Genomic DNA, 16,638 nt, shown 5'->3' with positions numbered 1-16,638 from the left:
CCAATAAACAGAGTTGAAAAATTAACAGTATCGTTTAACAGAGCCTTTTATAAAAGGCTACTACCGTAAGTTTTATTAAAAAATGATTTCTAAAGGATATTTACTTCATTATATATAGTCGAATTTTAAATCAAAGTGTTACACATTAAATCGTTCCAATTTAAAATAACATTTAATGAAAGAGTGAAAAAAATGACTAATGCCAAGGTTGCAATAAGCATCGTTACTTATAACAGCAGTCATATCTTCGATGTTCTTGAAAATTTAAAAAGTGAATTTCGAGGTGACGAGAATTTTCGTATTATTATCTTTGATAATAACTCAAGTGAAGAATACAAAAACCGGCTAAAACAATACGAAGATTTTGTCGATATTACTTTTTATCATGAAAACAATGGTTTTGGGTTTGGCCATAATTACAACTTGTTAAATGCCCCGGAAAAATATTTTTTGGTTTTCAACCCTGATATTATATTAGTTAAACAAGATTTACTTAAAATGTTGGAAATTATGGATGGTGATGAGTCCATTTCATTGTTAGTACCTAAAGTACTTAATTCGGATGGTTCCACTCAGCATTTAATGCGTAACCGAGTTACGGTATTTGATTACTTTTTACGTTTTGTACCATTCCGTTTTATGAAGAAGATGTTTGATAAGCGATTAGCCTCCTATGAGTTAAGGAATATACCGGATGATCGGGAAGTGGATATTCGGATTGGGTCTGGCTGTTTTATGTTATTAAGGGGAAGGGACTTTAAGGAAATAGGTGGATTTGATGATCGGTACTTTATGTACTTCGAGGATTATGATTTTTGTTTAGAACTGGAGAAGCGAGGAAAGCGCATTGTGTATACTCCTTTTTCTAAAGTGGTTCATTATTATGAACGGGGAGCTCATAAGAATAAAAAGTTGTTTCAAATTTTTATGCAATCAATGGCTAAGTTTTTCAATAAATGGGGATGGCGTTGGTTTTAATTCTTAGGCTCTGTTAAATATGGCTGTTGATTTCCGCTCCAACCAACAGAGTTAAAAAAATCAACGTTGTCGTTTAACAGAGCCCATTCTTAAAAAAGATTACTAAATACCAATTAAAAGTACTAATAGAATCAGCGAGATAGAGGGAAAATTAAAATATTTAATCAGGAAGTAGGAGAGGAATACTTTCATGAATAAGTTTGAAAAAATATTATTAACGATATTTTTTATAGAGCTTTTTGTTGGAGGAGGGGGGAGACTAATTGATTTCGGTTTTGTGTCCATTCGGCAAATTTTGTTTCTCCTTCTTTTTGTAACGTTTGTATACCGTATGTTAAAAAATAAATCCTTTTTTAATAAGGAGATAAATACCTTTATTAACTTTAATCCAGTTAGTATTGGAATTTATTTACTGCTGTTTTGGTTTGGAGCAAGCAGTGTAATTGGTTTATTAAAAGGGCATCCGTTGGGGGCGATTGTGACCGATTTTCTAAGGGTATCCTTTTTCGTCATGTACTTTCCATTAGCTTATTATATAGCTAAGGATCGATTCTCTTTAAATAAAGTCATTACTTTAATTAAGTATAGTGCATTAACTGTAGCAGTTTTTACCATTGTCGTGTCATTATTGGGAAAGACCATATTTGCTGCCAATTTTAAACCCTTTTATGATTTTATGAATTGGCTCATGAATGATGATTTATATTTTAGACCAAGCAATAGTGTGTTTTACAAAAGTCATTTCTTTGTATTAGTCGGTTTGATAATTGCTTTAAATGACCTACTTAATAGAAAGTATGGTCAATTGAACATTGCCATTGTCTTTTTCGGCTCTATTTCATTAATTTGGTCAGAAACTAGGGGGTTCTTGCTTGCCTTCCTATTGAGCTTATTAATGATCATCATCCTTGATGTAAAAGTAATCGTTGACCCGATTAAAGGTTTATCGAAAAAAGTCCAAAAATTAATCCAATCTAAACAGTTTCTTAGGAAGTTCATAATTTCTCTTGTTGTTATGATAGCCGTGCCGTTTTTGTATAAATATATGACGCTTGAGCGATTTGAAGTTACTCCTGCCCAGGAGGTTCCTGCAGATAAAGGAAAAACCACAAGTGGATCAGAAAAACCTTCCGTGAATGATGTCAGTGTAAATGCTCGAATGGAATTTATAATTGCATCTAAGGATATTCTTCTTCAACCTGCTAATTTAATCATAGGAACAGGATATGGAACAGAAGTAGCCGGAAGAATTACAGGCCTTGAGATGAGCTTTTTGGATGTTTTGGTGGAACAAGGGTTGATTGGATTTGCGACTTGGGTATACTTATTCCTAATCATTTACTATAACTATTATAAAGCATATAAAACAGGTTATAAGTTAACATCATTAGATATCTCTTTAATGTCAGTCTTTATGGGCATTTTATTATTAACTAATATTAATCCATTCATTAATAATCCAATCGGTATTATCTTTTTCCTAATTTTACTTGTTGTATCCCATAAGATTAAAGAAAACAGGGTAAATGAGGAAACGGTATGAAAATAACAATGGTGGTTGTCCTATATAAACAAAAACTCGACGAAAGTAAAACATTCCAATCATTAGAAAAGCACCTTTTTACGAACAACATGGACTGTTCAGAACTTGAGCTGATTATTTATGATAATAGCCCTGAAAAACAGAACCTGGTTCCTTCCCTCTCTAGGGGGATACATATTTCCTATATCCATGATCCCAGAAACTTGGGAATAGCAACAGCCTATAATAGTGCCTGGTCAAGAGCAAAAGAAAATGGGAGCCAATGGCTTTTATTACTAGACCATGACACTGAGTTAACTGATAAGTATATTCAACAGATACTGGATATTCCGGCATTTCCTAAGGAAGTGGCAGCGGTTGTCCCGAAAATTATTAGTGAGAACGTGATGATTTCGCCAGTATTTAGTCATACCCTAAGACCGCTAGCGGAAAAACGACCAGAAGCAGGGATCCAAAATGAACCTGTTATGGCAATAAACTCTGGAGCACTTGTTTCTGTAGACTTTTTAAACTCCATAGGCGGGTTTAATGAGTCCTTCCCGTTAGATTATCTGGACCATTGGCTATTTTATAAAATATATGAGCAGGGATTTAAGGTTTGGCTATGGGAGATTTCCCTTAACCATGAATTATCGGTTATGGATTATAGTCGAGTATCATTAAAACGGTATCAAAGTATTTTAGAGTCAGAAATTAATTTTTATAAAAATTTTAAAAAAGATTTGTATCCATTCTATCGAAAACAGCTGGTTAAACGTCTTATTAAGCAGGTATTACTTGTCAAAAATAAAAAAATCGCTTTATATACATTGCGCCGGCTTTTTTCAGTGTAGAGGAGTTTTATTTAATGAAATTAACTGTTTGTTTAGCCACCTATAATGGAGAAGAATTTGTTATTCGCCAGTTGAATTCTGTGATTAAACAGCTTACTAACGAAGATGAAGTCATAGTTGTTGATGATTGTTCGAAGGATCGTACGATTCAGCTAATACACCAAACATTTGGTGAGCGTGTAAAGGTCCATGTGAATGAGCGGAATTCAGGCGCTATTAAGAGTTTTGAAAAGGCGATATCTCTGGCAAAAGGAGATATCATCTTTCTATGTGATCAAGATGACGTTTGGGAAGATGATAAAGTAGCTACAGTTTTAAAGGCTTTTCAAGAACAAAATGCTGTTCTTGTGGTTCATGATGCAACCGTCGTAAATGGCAACCTTGAGACACTTGATTCATCTTGGAATCATTATAATCATAACAACTTGAAACAGGGGATAATCGGGAATATTGTAAAAAATGCTTACACTGGAGCAATGATGGCTTTTCGAAAGGAATTGGTGTCAGACATCTTACCATTCCCAGCATCGATTGAAATGCATGACCAATGGATTGCGCTCGTTTGTATGAAGAAAAAGAAGAAAATCGTCTTTATTGATAAACCACTTATGAAATATGTCCGCCACGGTGGAAATGTTACCGGGATGAAAAAGAGGTCTTTATCAGAGCAGATTAAAGGACGTCTAAGAACAATTTCTGCCATTACCCGTTCCAACCGTTCCTGATTTTACGATTTTATTACATTTGTGTTCCTGTTTGTCTTTTCACAACAACCTTCTTTATAATGAGGAAGGGGAACGTGACGATTTTTGTAGAAAAATAAAAAAGGAGTTGGATTAAATGAAAGGCATAATCCTAGCCGGAGGAAGTGGCACTAGGCTATATCCATTGACAAAGGTTGTTTCAAAGCAGTTATTGCCTGTTTATGACAAACCAATGATTTATTACCCGCTATCCGTTTTAATGTTAGCCGGAATTAAAGATATCTTGATTATTTCGACACCTGAGGATACAGCTCGTTTTGAACAAATTTTGGGGGACGGCTCTGATTTAGGGATGAACTTTACATATAAAATTCAGCCGCATCCAGGCGGATTAGCCCAGGCGTTTATTTTAGGTGATGAGTTTATTGGTGGTGATAACGTCGCACTGGTGCTTGGTGATAATATATTCTACGGACACGGTCTGACGAGCCTGCTTAAAAAGGCTGCGGCGCGAGAAGCAGGAGCAACCGTGTTTGGTTATTATGTAAATGATCCAGAACGGTTTGGAGTCGTTGAGTTTGACCAAGAAGGAAAGGCTATTTCTATTGAAGAAAAGCCTGAGGTACCAAAATCAAATTATGCTGTAACTGGACTATATTTTTATGATAATCGTGTTGTAAATATAGCAAAGAATATTCAGCCATCGGCACGTGGTGAATTGGAAATTACCGATATTAATAAAGCATATCTGGAAATGGGCGAGTTAAATGTAGAACTTCTAGGCCGAGGCTATGCTTGGCTGGATACAGGGACACATGCATCCCTTTTAGAGGCTTCCCAGTTTATAGAAACAGTCGAAAAACGGCAATCATTAAAAATTGCCTGTCTTGAAGAGATTGCATTCAAAATGGGTTATATTACTAAGGAAAAGCTTATTGAGCTTGCTGAGCCGCTGAAAAAAAACCAATATGGTCAATATCTAATTAAAATAGCTACCCAAGGAATCAATCCATAAGCGAGGTAAGAGATATGAATATGATTGAAACAAAAATACCTGATGTAAAAATACTAGAACCTAAAGTATTCGGAGATCATCGCGGCTACTTTATGGAAAGCTATAATAAAGAAATTTTTGAAAGCCTTGGTTTACAATATGATTTTGTACAGGACAACCAGTCTCTCTCTGCACCAACAGGGACGTTAAGAGGGCTTCACTTTCAGTTGAATCCTAAAGCACAAACAAAGATCGTCCGCTGCATTACTGGGGCCATTTACGATGTAGCCGTCGATATTCGCAAGGGATCCCCGACTTACGGCCAGTGGGTTGGAGTCATATTGAGTTCGGAGAATAAACGGCAGCTGTTAGTGCCAAAGGGCTTTGCTCACGGTTTCTGCACATTGGTTCCGGACACTACCGTTGCCTATAAAGTGGACGAATATTATTCTCCGGAACATGATGGCGGTATTTTGTGGAATGACCCAGATTTAGGCATAGATTGGCCGACAACTAATCCTGTTCTTTCTGAAAAGGATACAAAACATCCTAGGCTAAAGGACGCAACACATCTCAATTTTGTTTACGAGAAATAGGAGGCAGCATATGAAATTATTAGTTACAGGCGGGGCAGGCTTTATTGGAAGCAACTTTGTCCGCTACATGGTCAATAAATATCCTGATTATAACATTGTTAATTTAGACTTACTAACTTACGCAGGTAATCTAGAAAATTTAAAGGACATTGAAAATAAGCCAAACTACAAGTTTGTTCGTGGTGATATTGCTGATCGCGACTTTGTACAAGGATTATTTCAAGAGGAAAAGTTTGATTTTGTCATTAACTTTGCTGCAGAATCACACGTGGACAGAAGTATCACAGATCCGGGGATTTTTGTTCAAACCAATATTCAAGGTACTCTTGCTTTATTGGATGCAGCAAAAAGCTTTGATGTGAAAAAGTACCTTCAGGTTTCAACTGATGAGGTGTATGGCACCTTGGGCGAGACTGGTTATTTTACAGAAGAAACTCCATTAGCAGCAAATAGTCCTTATAGTGCAAGTAAAGCTGGGGCTGACTTGCTTGTTCGTGCTTATCATGAAACGTTTGGGCTGCCAGTCAATATTACACGTTGTTCTAATAACTATGGTCCATACCATTTCCCAGAAAAACTGATTCCATTAATGATTATTAATGCATTAAACGATAAAGAACTTCCTGTTTATGGTGACGGCTTAAATATCCGCGATTGGCTTTATGTTGAAGACCATTGCCAAGCGATTGACCTTGTGCTTCATAAGGGACGCGACGGTGAGGTATACAACGTTGGCGGCAATAACGAACGGACCAACATTGATATTGTTAAAACCATCCTAAAACAGCTTGGGAAGCCTGAGTCGTTAATTAAATATGTAAAAGACCGTCCAGGCCATGACCGCCGTTATGCCATCGATGCCACAAAATTGCGTACGGAACTCGGCTGGCAGCCAAAGCATAATTTCGATACAGGTATTAAAGAAACAATTGATTGGTATTTAAACAATCGCGAATGGTGGGAAAATATCATTTCCGGTGAATACCAGGAATACTTTAAATCGCAGTATGGCGACAGATTAGGGGTAGAATAATGAAGGTTGTTGTTACAGGTGCGGCTGGCCAATTAGGGCAGGATGTTGTTTTAGAGTTAGAAAGAAAAAACCATCAAGTCATTGGTACCGACCGTGACAAATTGGATATTACCATTGAAGCAGATGTTTTGGCCTTTATGAATGAGGTAAAACCAGACGTCATTCTTCACTGCGCGGCATATACAAATGTGGATGCAGCTGAAGGGAATGAAGAATTAGCCTACCTAATCAATGGCTTAGGAACAAAATATTTAGCCAAAGCAGCAAAACAAGCTGGAGCAAAACTGTTATACATTAGTACGGATTATGTATTTGATGGAACTGCCACAGAACCGTATGAAGTCGGACACCCCACAGCGCCACTGGGGGCTTATGGCAGAACCAAACTGGCGGGGGAAGAATTCGTAAAGGAACAGCTGGAGAATTTCTATATTGTCAGGACTGCCTGGGTATTTGGCGCCTATGGCCAAAACTTCGTTAAAACCATGCTTCGCCTTGGCAAGGAACGCGGCGAGGTAGGTGTGGTCCACGACCAAATGGGTTCACCAACCTATACCGTTGATTTAGCGAAGTTTATGGTTGAATTAATGGAAACAGAAAAATACGGAATCTATCACGCTACTAACAGCGGAATTTGCTCGTGGTACGATTTTGCGGTTGAAATTTTTAATCAAGCAGGGTTACATGTAAAAGTTAATCCTTTGACGACGGAGGAATTTCCACGGCCAGCGGCAAGACCGAAGTACTCAGTACTAAGCAAGAAGAAGATAGACGAGCAAGGCTTAACTCCGCTTCGTGATTGGAAGGAAGCACTGGCAGCGTACCTTAAAGAAACAAATGAAAAGAACTGATATTTTTATCAGTTCTTTTTTCAAACAGTGGAGGAGGAAACCATTTGAGTACCGCATTTGAAAAAGTAAAATCCTATTTTAGGAATAGGAAGATCTATAAAGCATTGAGGCAAAATCCGCTCCTTTCAAAAATCAATCAACATTATCGGAATCAGGCAGAAGCCCAAAAACGTGAATCTGTTCATACATATGGCTTAGAAAGCTTATTATTGACGAAAGAGTCATTTGCAGAAATTAAACGGGACTTTTGGCTGGATTACGGAACGTTACTTGGAGCTATACGCGACAAAGATTTTATTGGCCATGATGCGGATATTGATGTTGGCACATTTTTTACAGGAAATGAGGATGCCAAAAAGTTTGAGAATGCTATGAAAAAACGTGGTTTTGAGAAATCACGTGAATTCTGGATGGACGGAAATATCGTAGAAGAAACCTATATTCGTAAAGGCGTAAACCTGGATGTTTTCTACTACTATTCTGAGGGCGAGAAGGACAAAATTCATTGTTTTACTCTGGAAGAGGGGGAACATACGGTTTATCAAAAACTTGATGAGTACACACTAGTAACAGGTCTTTCGGTAAAGAAAGTAACTAGTACTTTTTCAAATACCACTCTTATTGACTTTAAAGGGAAACAATTCCCTGTTCCCGAAAATCATCATGAGTATTTAACGGACAACTATGGTCCAACATATATGATTAAGGATGAGAATTGGAACTTTGGTGAGCAAGATATACCTATTCTTCCGTTTCAGGATAATACACGAGCACTTCTCTTTAATAAATAAAAAGCTCGGATCAACCAGAAGGGTCTTTTATGAAAAAATCACTTTTTAAAAATATACTGTATAAGATATTGTTAAATGTGTTTAATTTGGTTTTGCCGATCTTAGTCGGACCGTATGTGAATAGGGCTCTAGGGCCTGATTCTTTAGGTAATGTCCAATGGGCTGAATCCATTTATAATTATTTTCTAATTTTTGCAACCTTTGGTGTTTATCAATACGGTATGAGGGAAATGAGCCGAATTAAAGATGATAAACAAAAGGTTGGCCAATTGTTTACCAGCTTGTTTACCATAAGCTCTGTAACAGGTGTTACCACTTTATTATTGTATGTGGGTTTAACTTATTTTGGCTATCAGCATTCTGCCATATATCCAATCTTATGGATCTTCAGCTTAAACTTTATTATTAATGTTTTTTACGTTGAATGGGTTAATGAAGCAATGGAGAACTACGACTTTATTACGATCAAAACCATCATCGTAAGAAGTATTTATCTTGTATTAATATTTATCTTTGTAAATACGGCAAAAGATTACCAGCATTATGCGATGTTATTGGTTTTATCTGTCCTTTTGAACAATGTCATCAGCTTTGTTTACATTAAAAGAAAAGTTAAATTTGATTTTTCCAATTTACAAATTAAAAAGCACTTAAAACCAATGTTTCTTGTGGTCATTTTTTCTAACGCCAATGTTCTTTATACCTTACTTGACCGCTATATGCTTGGAGAGTTTCTTAATTCAAAGGCAGTATCTTTTTACGTCATTCCTCAACAAATTATGGGGATTATTAATACATTGATGCTTAGCGTTATTCAGGTAACGATACCAAGACTTTCGTATTTATTAAGTTCAGATGATGAAGCTTCTTATCATATCCTTTTGAATAACATCTCTAAGGTTTATTTTTCAATCGTATTCCCAGCAGCAGTAGGACTCTATATTCTATCTGATATAGGCGTAATGATTTATGGCGGGAAGGAATATATTGGTGCAGCACCAGTATTAAGTGTGTTTGCTTTTTATATGGTGGTCCTAGGGTTTGAGTCCATCCTATCCAACCAGGTCATTTATGTGAAAAAGAAGGAAAATATCCTGGTACGGTTGGTTTTCCTATGTGGCTTTATTAATTTAATATTAAAGATTGTCCTTATTAAACTGGGAATTTTCACACCAAGGAATGCAATCATTACAACAGCAGGAGCAAACTTTTTCCTTATATTATTGGAATATGGATATATTCGCCGGTATTTGAAAGTTGATTTTAAATTATTTGATTTTAGCAAACTTAAATATTTGCTCTATTCACTGATTTTTATTCCTGTATCTTTACTAATAAGACAGGTTCTTGAAGGGCCGATTCCTTTGTTTATCGCCATTGTTGCCATTAATGTTTTGATTTATGGCCTTATATTAATTATTACAAAGGATCTTGTGCTCCAGATTTTACTTGATAAAGTAAAGAAACGGTTTGGTAAAGCTTAATCCTTTAACCTCTTTCGGATTCAGATACTGGAAGGGGTTCTTTTATTCCTGGTCAAATTCGTGTGATCCGGTCAAAATTAAAATGGCAGCTTCGAACTATATTGTGAAACATTTTACTAAGGTTTATCGTCTATACATAAGAAGGAAAGATAATGACTTATTAAACACGGCTTTTCCCATTAACTATCTAACAATAGACTGTTTATTTTAGCAATACTGTGTGCTATAATCCATTGGGGAAGGTAAACTTGCTATCGATTTGAAATTTGAAATTTAAAATACAGAGATATCCACGCTGATTAGCTTGAGATATAATCCACGGAGGGGCTTATGTTATTTTATATGAATCTAGCAATCTGTTTTTTTGCAGCAATACTCCTCACTCCGCTAGTAAAAAAACTAGCTTTTAAAATTGGGGCAACCGATAAACCGAATTACAGAAAGGTCCATTCAAAAATTATGCCAAGGTTAGGTGGACTTTCGATATTTTTAAGTTTTATCATCGGGATCGCTATACTAAAACCAGCAGGAGAGTTCCATCTTCCGATTGTATTAGGCAGCATACTTATTATTCTTACAGGGATATTAGATGATATAAAAGAGATTTCACCTAAGCTAAAATTAGCTGGTCAGGTTGCAGCAGCCGCTGTAGTAGTCATATATGGTGGCCTTAAGGTGGAGTTTATTAATTTGCCTTTTGGCGGAACAATTGATTTCGGCTACTTAAGCATTCCTTTGACTATGATTTGGATTATCGGGATTACAAATGCCATTAATTTAATAGATGGTTTGGATGGATTAGCAGCAGGTGTTTCATCTATCGCCTTATTTTCAATTGCGGGCATGTCAATAGTTATGGGAAATGGTTATGTAACAGTTATGGCATTGATAGTCGCCGTAAGTACTGTAGGTTTCCTCTTTTACAATTTCCATCCTGCAAAGATTTTTATGGGAGACACGGGGGCCTTATATCTTGGTTATATGATTGCCGTATTATCCTTGTTAGGATATAAAAATGTCACATTCATATCATTAGTTATTCCTATTATTATTCTTGGAGTGCCAATTTCTGATACATTCTTTGCGATTATTCGCCGTGTGGTTAATAAACAGCCAATCTCTGCTCCGGATAAATCCCATTTGCATCACTGTTTATTGAGAGCAGGATTTACCCATCGCCAGACGGTTCTGTTAATATATGCGATGGCTGCCGTTTTTGGTTTAAGTGCGTTTATCTTTTCGCAATCAACTGTATGGGGATCGTTAATTGTCATCTTTGTACTATTAATTATGATTGAACTAATCGTTGAAAAAATAGGATTGGTTCGTGAAGACTATAAACCACTATTAAAGTTTATGAAGGGGTTAAAGCCCATTAACATCCGGAATCGATAAAAATTAAAGAGATGTTTAAAGCCTAAAAAGCTCGGAGCCTTTTAGGCTTTTTTCATTTTTTAGGGGGATTTTTGACAAAATCTGCAATGTTTCTATTGCTGTTTAATGGGCAAACTTTATATCAAGGAGGATTTAGCCATGTTCTATCTTACCTTGATATTGTGTTTTGTCCTATCAGTAATCATAACACCACTCATCAAAAAATTAGCTTTCGTTATTGGTGCCACTGACCAGCCTAACCAACGTAAGGTTCATCAATCCATCATGCCAAGGCTGGGGGGGTTAGCTATCTTTATCAGCTTTCTGACAGGCATGATCATACTCCAACCGGAAAATCACTCCTTACCAGCTATTTTGCTCGGATGCTTAATTATTGTTTTAACTGGACTATTGGACGATTTGTATGAATTACCAGCTAAATATAAGCTCATTGGCCAAGTTTTTGCGGCACTTAGTGTGATATTTGTTGGTAACCTGCAAGTTATGTTCATTAACTTGCCTTTTGGAGGACAATTGCAATTTGGACTATTCAGTATTCCTTTTACCTTACTCTGGATTGTAGGAATTACCAACGCTATCAATTTAATTGATGGTCTAGATGGTCTGGCAGCAGGAGTATCTTCCATTGCATTAATAACCATTTCAGTAATCGCCTTTATTCAGGGAAATTTATTTGTTGTTGCAGTTGGATTGGTTGTTCTGGCTAGTACCCTTGGGTTTTTAATTTATAATTTTCATCCAGCCAAAATATTTATGGGTGACACTGGCGCTCTTTTCCTCGGATTTATCATTTCTGTGCTTTCACTTCTTGGATTTAAAAATGTTACATTTATCTCATTCATTATTCCTGTTATCGTCCTTGGCGTTCCGATATCAGACACCATCTTTGCCATAATAAGAAGAATTGTTGAGAAAAAACCATTATCAGCTCCTGATAAATCTCATTTGCATCATTGTTTGCTTAGAATTGGCTATTCGCACCGTCAGACAGTATTAATTATTTATGCAATGGCAGCTTGTTTTGGATTATTTGCATTAATATTTTCGTTTGCAAAGTTATGGGGTGCATTATTATTAATTATTGTTTTGTTATTGCTAATTGAATTATTTGCAGAATCTGTGGGATTGATAGGAAAGGATTTCCACCCATTATTAAAATTCATCCGTGGTTTTCTTGAGCCGGCAGGGAAGAACCGGTGATATTAAAATCATTCTTTTGATATATTTTAAAAATTTCTAAGTTCATGGTATTCTTAATAGGTTATTAAAGAGAACATCAAGAATTTAGAAGGTGAAGCTAAATGTCCCAGAGAATACAATGGGTGGATACCTGTAAAGGAATTGGCATTATACTGGTAGTAATTGGACATACAATGATTAGCGGAAAGTCTAAGTCTTTGCTTATCCCTTATGTTTCTTTTGCGATACTGTCTGTTCTGGTGCTAAGAATCCTTTTTCATGAGCCTGTAAATATCGGGACCTTTCTCCATTCGCTCCTCTTATCTCGTCGTAATAATATTTATTTTGATGACCCACTATGGTTTCTGACCTCTTTATTTTCAATTGAGGTTATTTATTATTTTTTATTAAAATATATTAAAAATAACTATATGATTTTAGTTGTGCTTATTGGAGTAAGTTTCTTTGCCGTTTTAAGGCTAGATGTTATAGCCGGAGGAAATATTCTCCCGTGGAGTTTCGATCAGTCTCTTTACTACATTTTTTACTTTGGACTGGGATACTTGCTTAAAAATAGTGGAGTATTGGCTGGGAAATTAATGAAGTCCTATTGGCTAATCGGTCTTTCTATACTTTATATTCTAATGTTACTATTTCCAAACATCTATACAGCCTGGATTCAGGCATTAAATATGATTCATTTGCCATCTGCCGTTGTGACTTATCTCGTAACCATTATGTGGGCTCTAATTGCGATCTCCTTCGTCATTTATTTATCACAGTTTATTACCAGGATATCCATACTAAGCTTCTTGGGGAAAAACTCACTCATATTGCTAGCATTGCATGTTAGTCTGGGGTTTAGTTTGGTTAATTTAATCTTTTTGGGGAAACTTGGCGTGAAAATAGAAAATCCTAACTTTTTGGGATTATTTTTTACAATCCTCGCCATTGTCATATTGCTTCCCGTTATTATTATTATTAATAAGTACTTACCATTTATTTTAGGGAAAAATATAAGCTTTAAAAGTAAGAAAATATAGTTTGCATTAACAAAAAGAAATTCGGCTAACTCCTTTTTATGAGTTAGCCTTTATTATATCCTGCTTACGTAAGCCATTATTTATCATCGTTAAGCAATAATTTTCCCAATTGTTTTCCTTTTCGAGTCCTATTATAATTTCCCTAAAGATATTGTTAATTTCTTACAAAGTTTTCTTCTAGATAAACGGACTCTCCTGCCTCAATCGTGCATTGGCCGTTCGTCAAGTCAACCATCCACTCAGCAAATGATTGGGTCTTACTACCATCTACAAAGGTTTCAATATTGACGATATCTAGATAATGTATATCTTTAAGCTTATACTCAGAGGCCCGTATTTCTTTCTCAATTTTCCCAAGCCATGTATAATCAAGTTTGACAGTCATGACTTGTACGAGACGTCTTTCGACAATGCCTGTTGTATCCAGACCCTCTGAGGTGGCTTTGCCGTAAGCGCGGATGAGGCCGCCTGCACCTAGTTTTATTCCGCCAAAATAGCGGGTAACGACAACTACTGTATCTTTTAGCTTTCGCTTTTTTAAGACTTCTAAAATCGGTACACCTGCAGTTCCGCTGGGTTCACCATCATCATTTGCCTTTTGGAGCTGGTCGTTCTCGCCAATCAGGTAGGCGGAGCAATTATGTGTAGCGTCCCAATGTTTTTTCTTAATCGTTTGTATGAATTCCTGAGCTTCTTGTTCAGTTTCCGCTCTTGATACATGAGCGATGAAGCGGGACTTTTGGATGGTAATTTCATGTTCTCCATATTGTTTAACTGTTAAATAACGAGGCAGCATCGTGAAATCCTTCCTTTTTTTAAAAAAGTTTCTGTAATATACCTTTAATCTGGGTGTAAAGTTCGAATGGTATAATAAATACAGTCGTAATAGGCAAAAAGGAGTAGAAGATGAATTCTTCATTTATTATACTACTTTAAAGCATAACAAGGCTTGGGTCTAAATGGCTGTAACAATTTTATTTTTTCAATACAATGTCAGGTGCATAACAGACCTAAAGGGAAATCATCCCCTGGAGGAGCCAAAATGAAGATTAAACAGATGAATGTGAAATCTATTGATGAAATCCGTGAAGAAATGCTTGATACGGTAACATGCAGTAAGAGTGACATTTTTCGAATTAGTGAACAATGCCGCGATGACTATGAGAACATTACGAATGAACTTACTTCCATTCAGCAAATGATGGTGAAATTGATGGATGAAGGTGAGGAGCTAGAGATTCTAGTTAGTGAAGCAAGGCAAAAGCTTTCGGAAGTCAGCAAGAATTTTAAGCTCTATTCAGAAGAAGAAATTCGAGATGCCTACGAAAAAGCACATCAATTGCAAATGGACCTCTCCATTAACTGGCAGTATAAAAAGCAATTGCTCGAGAAAAGGGACGAACTCGAGCGAAGGTTAATCGGACTACATTCTACCATTGATCGAGCGGAGCAGCTCATTTCACAGATTTCTGTGGTGATGAATTATCTGCAGAGTGATTTAAAACAATTTGGGGAAGCATTTGAAAATGCCAAAGCCAGAGAGGATTTTGGCCTTAAAATCATAGAAGCACAAGAAGAGGAGCGCAGACGGCTATCAAGAGAAATTCACGATGGGCCGGCACAGATGCTTGCCAACGTCATCGTCCGCTCTGATTTAGTGGAACGGGTGTTTCGTGAAAAGGGACCTGAGGAAGGCTTCTCTGAAATCAGCAGCTTTAAAAAAATGGTACGCGCTGCCCTTTACGAAGTCCGGCGAATCATTTATGACTTGCGTCCAATGGCATTGGATGACTTAGGACTAGTGCCAACACTAAGAAAATATCTCCAGACGATTGAGGAGTATCATAATCAGTCTGAAATTATATTTATCAACAGTGGTCTTGAGTGCCGATTACCGGCTAAATATGAAGTGGCCCTGTTCCGTTTAATACAAGAATCGGTCCAAAATGCATTGAAGCATGCCAAGGCCTGCCAAATTAAAGTACAGCTCGAAATAGCCGATAATGGAATCACCGTGTTAATCAAGGACAATGGAGTTGGTTTTGATCCTTCTCACAAAAAACCGGAATCTTTCGGCTTAATCGGAATGAGAGAACGTGTTGACTTGCTTGACGGAGAAATCACCATAAGTTCTAAAATTGGAAAAGGAACCGAGGTATTTATAACTGTTCCATTGAATAGTTAATATTTCTGGGCTTTATGAATATTTATATTACATGCTAAAAATTAATGTATATAAAGACTTTCACGTGGAAAAACAGAGAAACTAGGAGGAGTTACATATGACTACTACTAAAATTGCAATTATTGATGACCATCAACTATTTAGAGAAGGCGTTAAAAGGATACTAGAATTTGAAAAATCATTTAAAGTGGTTGCCGAAGGAGACGACGGCAGTGAAGCGTTAACCATTGTTGAGGAGCACCGTCCAGATGTCGTCATCATGGACATTAATATGCCACAAGTGAATGGTGTGGAGGCAACTCGTGATTTGATTGGAAAATACCCAGATACAAAGGTTATTATCTTATCAATTCATGATGATGAAAACTATGTGACCCATGCATTGCAGACCGGTGCCAGCGGTTATTTGCTAAAGGAAATGGATGCAGATGCCTTGATTGAGGCAGTTCGTGTGGTAGCTGATGGCGGTTCCTATTTACATCCAAAGGTGACACATAATCTTGTAAATGAATATCGTAAACTGGCAGCGGGGGTTTCCAGAGGCGGTGCTTACGCTCAAACAGTCGAAATTCGCCGTCCGCTGCATTTATTAACCCGCCGCGAATGTGAAGTCCTGCAAATGCTGGCTGATGGAAAAAGCAACCGCGGTATTGGAGAAGCCTTATATATCAGTGAAAAAACAGTTAAAAACCATGTAAGTAATATCTTGCAGAAAATGAATGTTAATGACCGTACCCAAGCCGTTGTATCTGCCATTAAAAATGGCTGGGTAGAAGTTCGATAGTAAACAACAACACAATAAATGATGGCAGATGTATAAAAGGGCATACTTGATGTATGCTGTCAGATTGTCGAGAAAGGTTATTTTTCTCGGCAATTTTTCATTTTACTTGAATTAAAATATGATTTTTAGAATTGATTATCGCCTGCAATGGGGCCTATTGATTTCCGCTCCAGGTGCTTCGCTTTCCGCGGGCGTGCCGGGGAGCCTCCTCGGCGCTTTAGCGCCTGCGGGGTCTCCCCAGTCCC

At 36.9% G+C, this 16,638-nt stretch carries 16 protein-coding genes; 15 read left to right on the top strand and 1 reads right to left on the bottom strand.

Going from position 1 to position 16,638, the window contains the following annotated elements; all coding sequences use genetic code 11:
• Positions 1-192 precede the first annotated feature (192 nt).
• The 13 genes from BN2425_RS18420 (at position 193) to BN2425_RS18360 (ending at position 13,424) form a co-directional block, all read left to right on the top strand.
• Positions 193-978, top strand: coding sequence for a glycosyltransferase family 2 protein (locus BN2425_RS18420; RefSeq protein WP_042462524.1), 786 nt, complete (start codon positions 193-195; stop codon positions 976-978).
• A 190-nt stretch (positions 979-1,168) separates the two neighbouring features.
• Positions 1,169-2,521, top strand: a complete 1,353-nt coding sequence (locus BN2425_RS18415) for a hypothetical protein (protein WP_042462522.1) — start codon at positions 1,169-1,171, stop codon at positions 2,519-2,521.
• The gene (locus BN2425_RS18410) at positions 2,518-3,354 is read left to right on the top strand and encodes a glycosyltransferase (protein WP_042462520.1); all 837 of its coding nucleotides are present in this window, start codon (positions 2,518-2,520) and stop codon (positions 3,352-3,354) included. Before BN2425_RS18415 ends, BN2425_RS18410 begins: the two co-directional genes overlap by 4 nt.
• Positions 3,355-3,368: 14 nt before the next feature.
• Positions 3,369-4,079, top strand: a complete 711-nt coding sequence (locus BN2425_RS18405; protein ID WP_042462518.1) for a glycosyltransferase family 2 protein — start codon at positions 3,369-3,371, stop codon at positions 4,077-4,079.
• A 115-nt stretch (positions 4,080-4,194) separates the two neighbouring features.
• Positions 4,195-5,073, top strand: coding sequence for a glucose-1-phosphate thymidylyltransferase RfbA (gene rfbA, locus BN2425_RS18400; RefSeq protein WP_042462516.1), 879 nt, complete (start codon positions 4,195-4,197; stop codon positions 5,071-5,073).
• Positions 5,074-5,087: 14 nt separating this feature from the next.
• A complete protein-coding gene (gene rfbC, locus BN2425_RS18395) occupies positions 5,088-5,648 on the top strand; it encodes a dTDP-4-dehydrorhamnose 3,5-epimerase (RefSeq protein WP_042462514.1) in 561 nt (186 codons plus the stop codon).
• A 10-nt stretch (positions 5,649-5,658) separates the two neighbouring features.
• Positions 5,659-6,681, top strand: a complete 1,023-nt coding sequence (gene rfbB, locus BN2425_RS18390; RefSeq protein WP_042462512.1) for a dTDP-glucose 4,6-dehydratase — start codon at positions 5,659-5,661, stop codon at positions 6,679-6,681.
• Positions 6,681-7,532 (top strand): dTDP-4-dehydrorhamnose reductase, encoded by an 852-nt coding sequence (rfbD, locus tag BN2425_RS18385; RefSeq protein WP_042462510.1) that lies wholly within the window; start codon positions 6,681-6,683, stop codon positions 7,530-7,532. Before rfbB ends, rfbD begins: the two co-directional genes overlap by 1 nt.
• 44 nt (positions 7,533-7,576) lie before the next feature.
• Positions 7,577-8,323: a LicD family protein gene (locus BN2425_RS18380; protein WP_052352955.1), complete on the top strand. Its 747-nt coding sequence runs from the start codon at positions 7,577-7,579 to the stop codon at positions 8,321-8,323.
• Between the two features lie 29 nt (positions 8,324-8,352).
• On the top strand, positions 8,353-9,807 hold the full coding sequence (locus BN2425_RS18375; protein ID WP_042462507.1) for an oligosaccharide flippase family protein: 1,455 nt from the start codon (positions 8,353-8,355) through the stop codon (positions 9,805-9,807).
• Between the two features lie 330 nt (positions 9,808-10,137).
• Positions 10,138-11,202, top strand: coding sequence for a glycosyltransferase family 4 protein (locus tag BN2425_RS18370; protein WP_042462505.1), 1,065 nt, complete (start codon positions 10,138-10,140; stop codon positions 11,200-11,202).
• Between the two features lie 138 nt (positions 11,203-11,340).
• Positions 11,341-12,402, top strand: coding sequence for a glycosyltransferase family 4 protein (locus tag BN2425_RS18365; RefSeq protein WP_042462504.1), 1,062 nt, complete (start codon positions 11,341-11,343; stop codon positions 12,400-12,402).
• 101 nt (positions 12,403-12,503) lie between these two features.
• Complete coding sequence (locus BN2425_RS18360; protein ID WP_042462502.1) at positions 12,504-13,424, top strand: acyltransferase family protein; 921 nt, start codon at positions 12,504-12,506, stop codon at positions 13,422-13,424.
• Between the two features lie 154 nt (positions 13,425-13,578).
• Here BN2425_RS18360 and BN2425_RS18355 read toward each other — a convergent pair whose 3' ends face one another.
• On the bottom strand, positions 13,579-14,220 hold the full coding sequence (locus tag BN2425_RS18355; RefSeq protein ID WP_042462500.1) for a YigZ family protein: 642 nt from the start codon (positions 14,218-14,220) through the stop codon (positions 13,579-13,581).
• 246 nt (positions 14,221-14,466) lie between these two features.
• Here BN2425_RS18355 and BN2425_RS18350 point away from each other — a divergent pair, with 246 nt between their 5' ends.
• Together BN2425_RS18350 and BN2425_RS18345 are read left to right on the top strand one after the other, a co-directional pair.
• Positions 14,467-15,609 (top strand): sensor histidine kinase, encoded by a 1,143-nt coding sequence (locus tag BN2425_RS18350; RefSeq protein WP_042462498.1) that lies wholly within the window; start codon positions 14,467-14,469, stop codon positions 15,607-15,609.
• A 97-nt stretch (positions 15,610-15,706) separates the two neighbouring features.
• Positions 15,707-16,393, top strand: coding sequence for a response regulator (locus BN2425_RS18345; protein WP_042462496.1), 687 nt, complete (start codon positions 15,707-15,709; stop codon positions 16,391-16,393).
• Positions 16,394-16,638: the final 245 nt, after the last annotated feature.

This window comes from Neobacillus dielmonensis (genome assembly GCF_000612665.1).
Lineage (GTDB): Bacteria > Bacillota > Bacilli > Bacillales > Cytobacillaceae > Neobacillus > Neobacillus dielmonensis.
Note: the sequence above shows the minus strand (reverse complement) of the source record. Positions and strands in the feature narration are given on the sequence as shown.

Excerpts from the sequence above, each read along its gene's own strand:
- BN2425_RS18420 (WP_042462524.1), top strand. The coding sequence starts at position 193 with ATGACTAATGCCAAGGTTGCAATAAGCATCGTTACTTATAACAGCAGT.
- BN2425_RS18415 (WP_042462522.1), top strand. The coding sequence starts at position 1,169 with ATGAATAAGTTTGAAAAAATATTATTAACGATATTTTTTATAGAGCTT.
- BN2425_RS18410 (WP_042462520.1), top strand. The coding sequence starts at position 2,518 with ATGAAAATAACAATGGTGGTTGTCCTATATAAACAAAAACTCGACGAA.
- BN2425_RS18405 (WP_042462518.1), top strand. The coding sequence starts at position 3,369 with ATGAAATTAACTGTTTGTTTAGCCACCTATAATGGAGAAGAATTTGTT.
- rfbA (WP_042462516.1), top strand. The coding sequence starts at position 4,195 with ATGAAAGGCATAATCCTAGCCGGAGGAAGTGGCACTAGGCTATATCCA.
- rfbC (WP_042462514.1), top strand. The coding sequence starts at position 5,088 with ATGAATATGATTGAAACAAAAATACCTGATGTAAAAATACTAGAACCT.
- rfbB (WP_042462512.1), top strand. The coding sequence starts at position 5,659 with ATGAAATTATTAGTTACAGGCGGGGCAGGCTTTATTGGAAGCAACTTT.
- rfbD (WP_042462510.1), top strand. The coding sequence starts at position 6,681 with ATGAAGGTTGTTGTTACAGGTGCGGCTGGCCAATTAGGGCAGGATGTT.
- BN2425_RS18375 (WP_042462507.1), top strand. The coding sequence starts at position 8,353 with ATGAAAAAATCACTTTTTAAAAATATACTGTATAAGATATTGTTAAAT.
- BN2425_RS18370 (WP_042462505.1), top strand. The coding sequence starts at position 10,138 with ATGTTATTTTATATGAATCTAGCAATCTGTTTTTTTGCAGCAATACTC.
- BN2425_RS18365 (WP_042462504.1), top strand. The coding sequence starts at position 11,341 with ATGTTCTATCTTACCTTGATATTGTGTTTTGTCCTATCAGTAATCATA.
- BN2425_RS18360 (WP_042462502.1), top strand. The coding sequence starts at position 12,504 with ATGTCCCAGAGAATACAATGGGTGGATACCTGTAAAGGAATTGGCATT.
- BN2425_RS18355 (WP_042462500.1), bottom strand. The coding sequence starts at position 14,220 with ATGCTGCCTCGTTATTTAACAGTTAAACAATATGGAGAACATGAAATT.
- BN2425_RS18350 (WP_042462498.1), top strand. The coding sequence starts at position 14,467 with ATGAAGATTAAACAGATGAATGTGAAATCTATTGATGAAATCCGTGAA.
- BN2425_RS18345 (WP_042462496.1), top strand. The coding sequence starts at position 15,707 with ATGACTACTACTAAAATTGCAATTATTGATGACCATCAACTATTTAGA.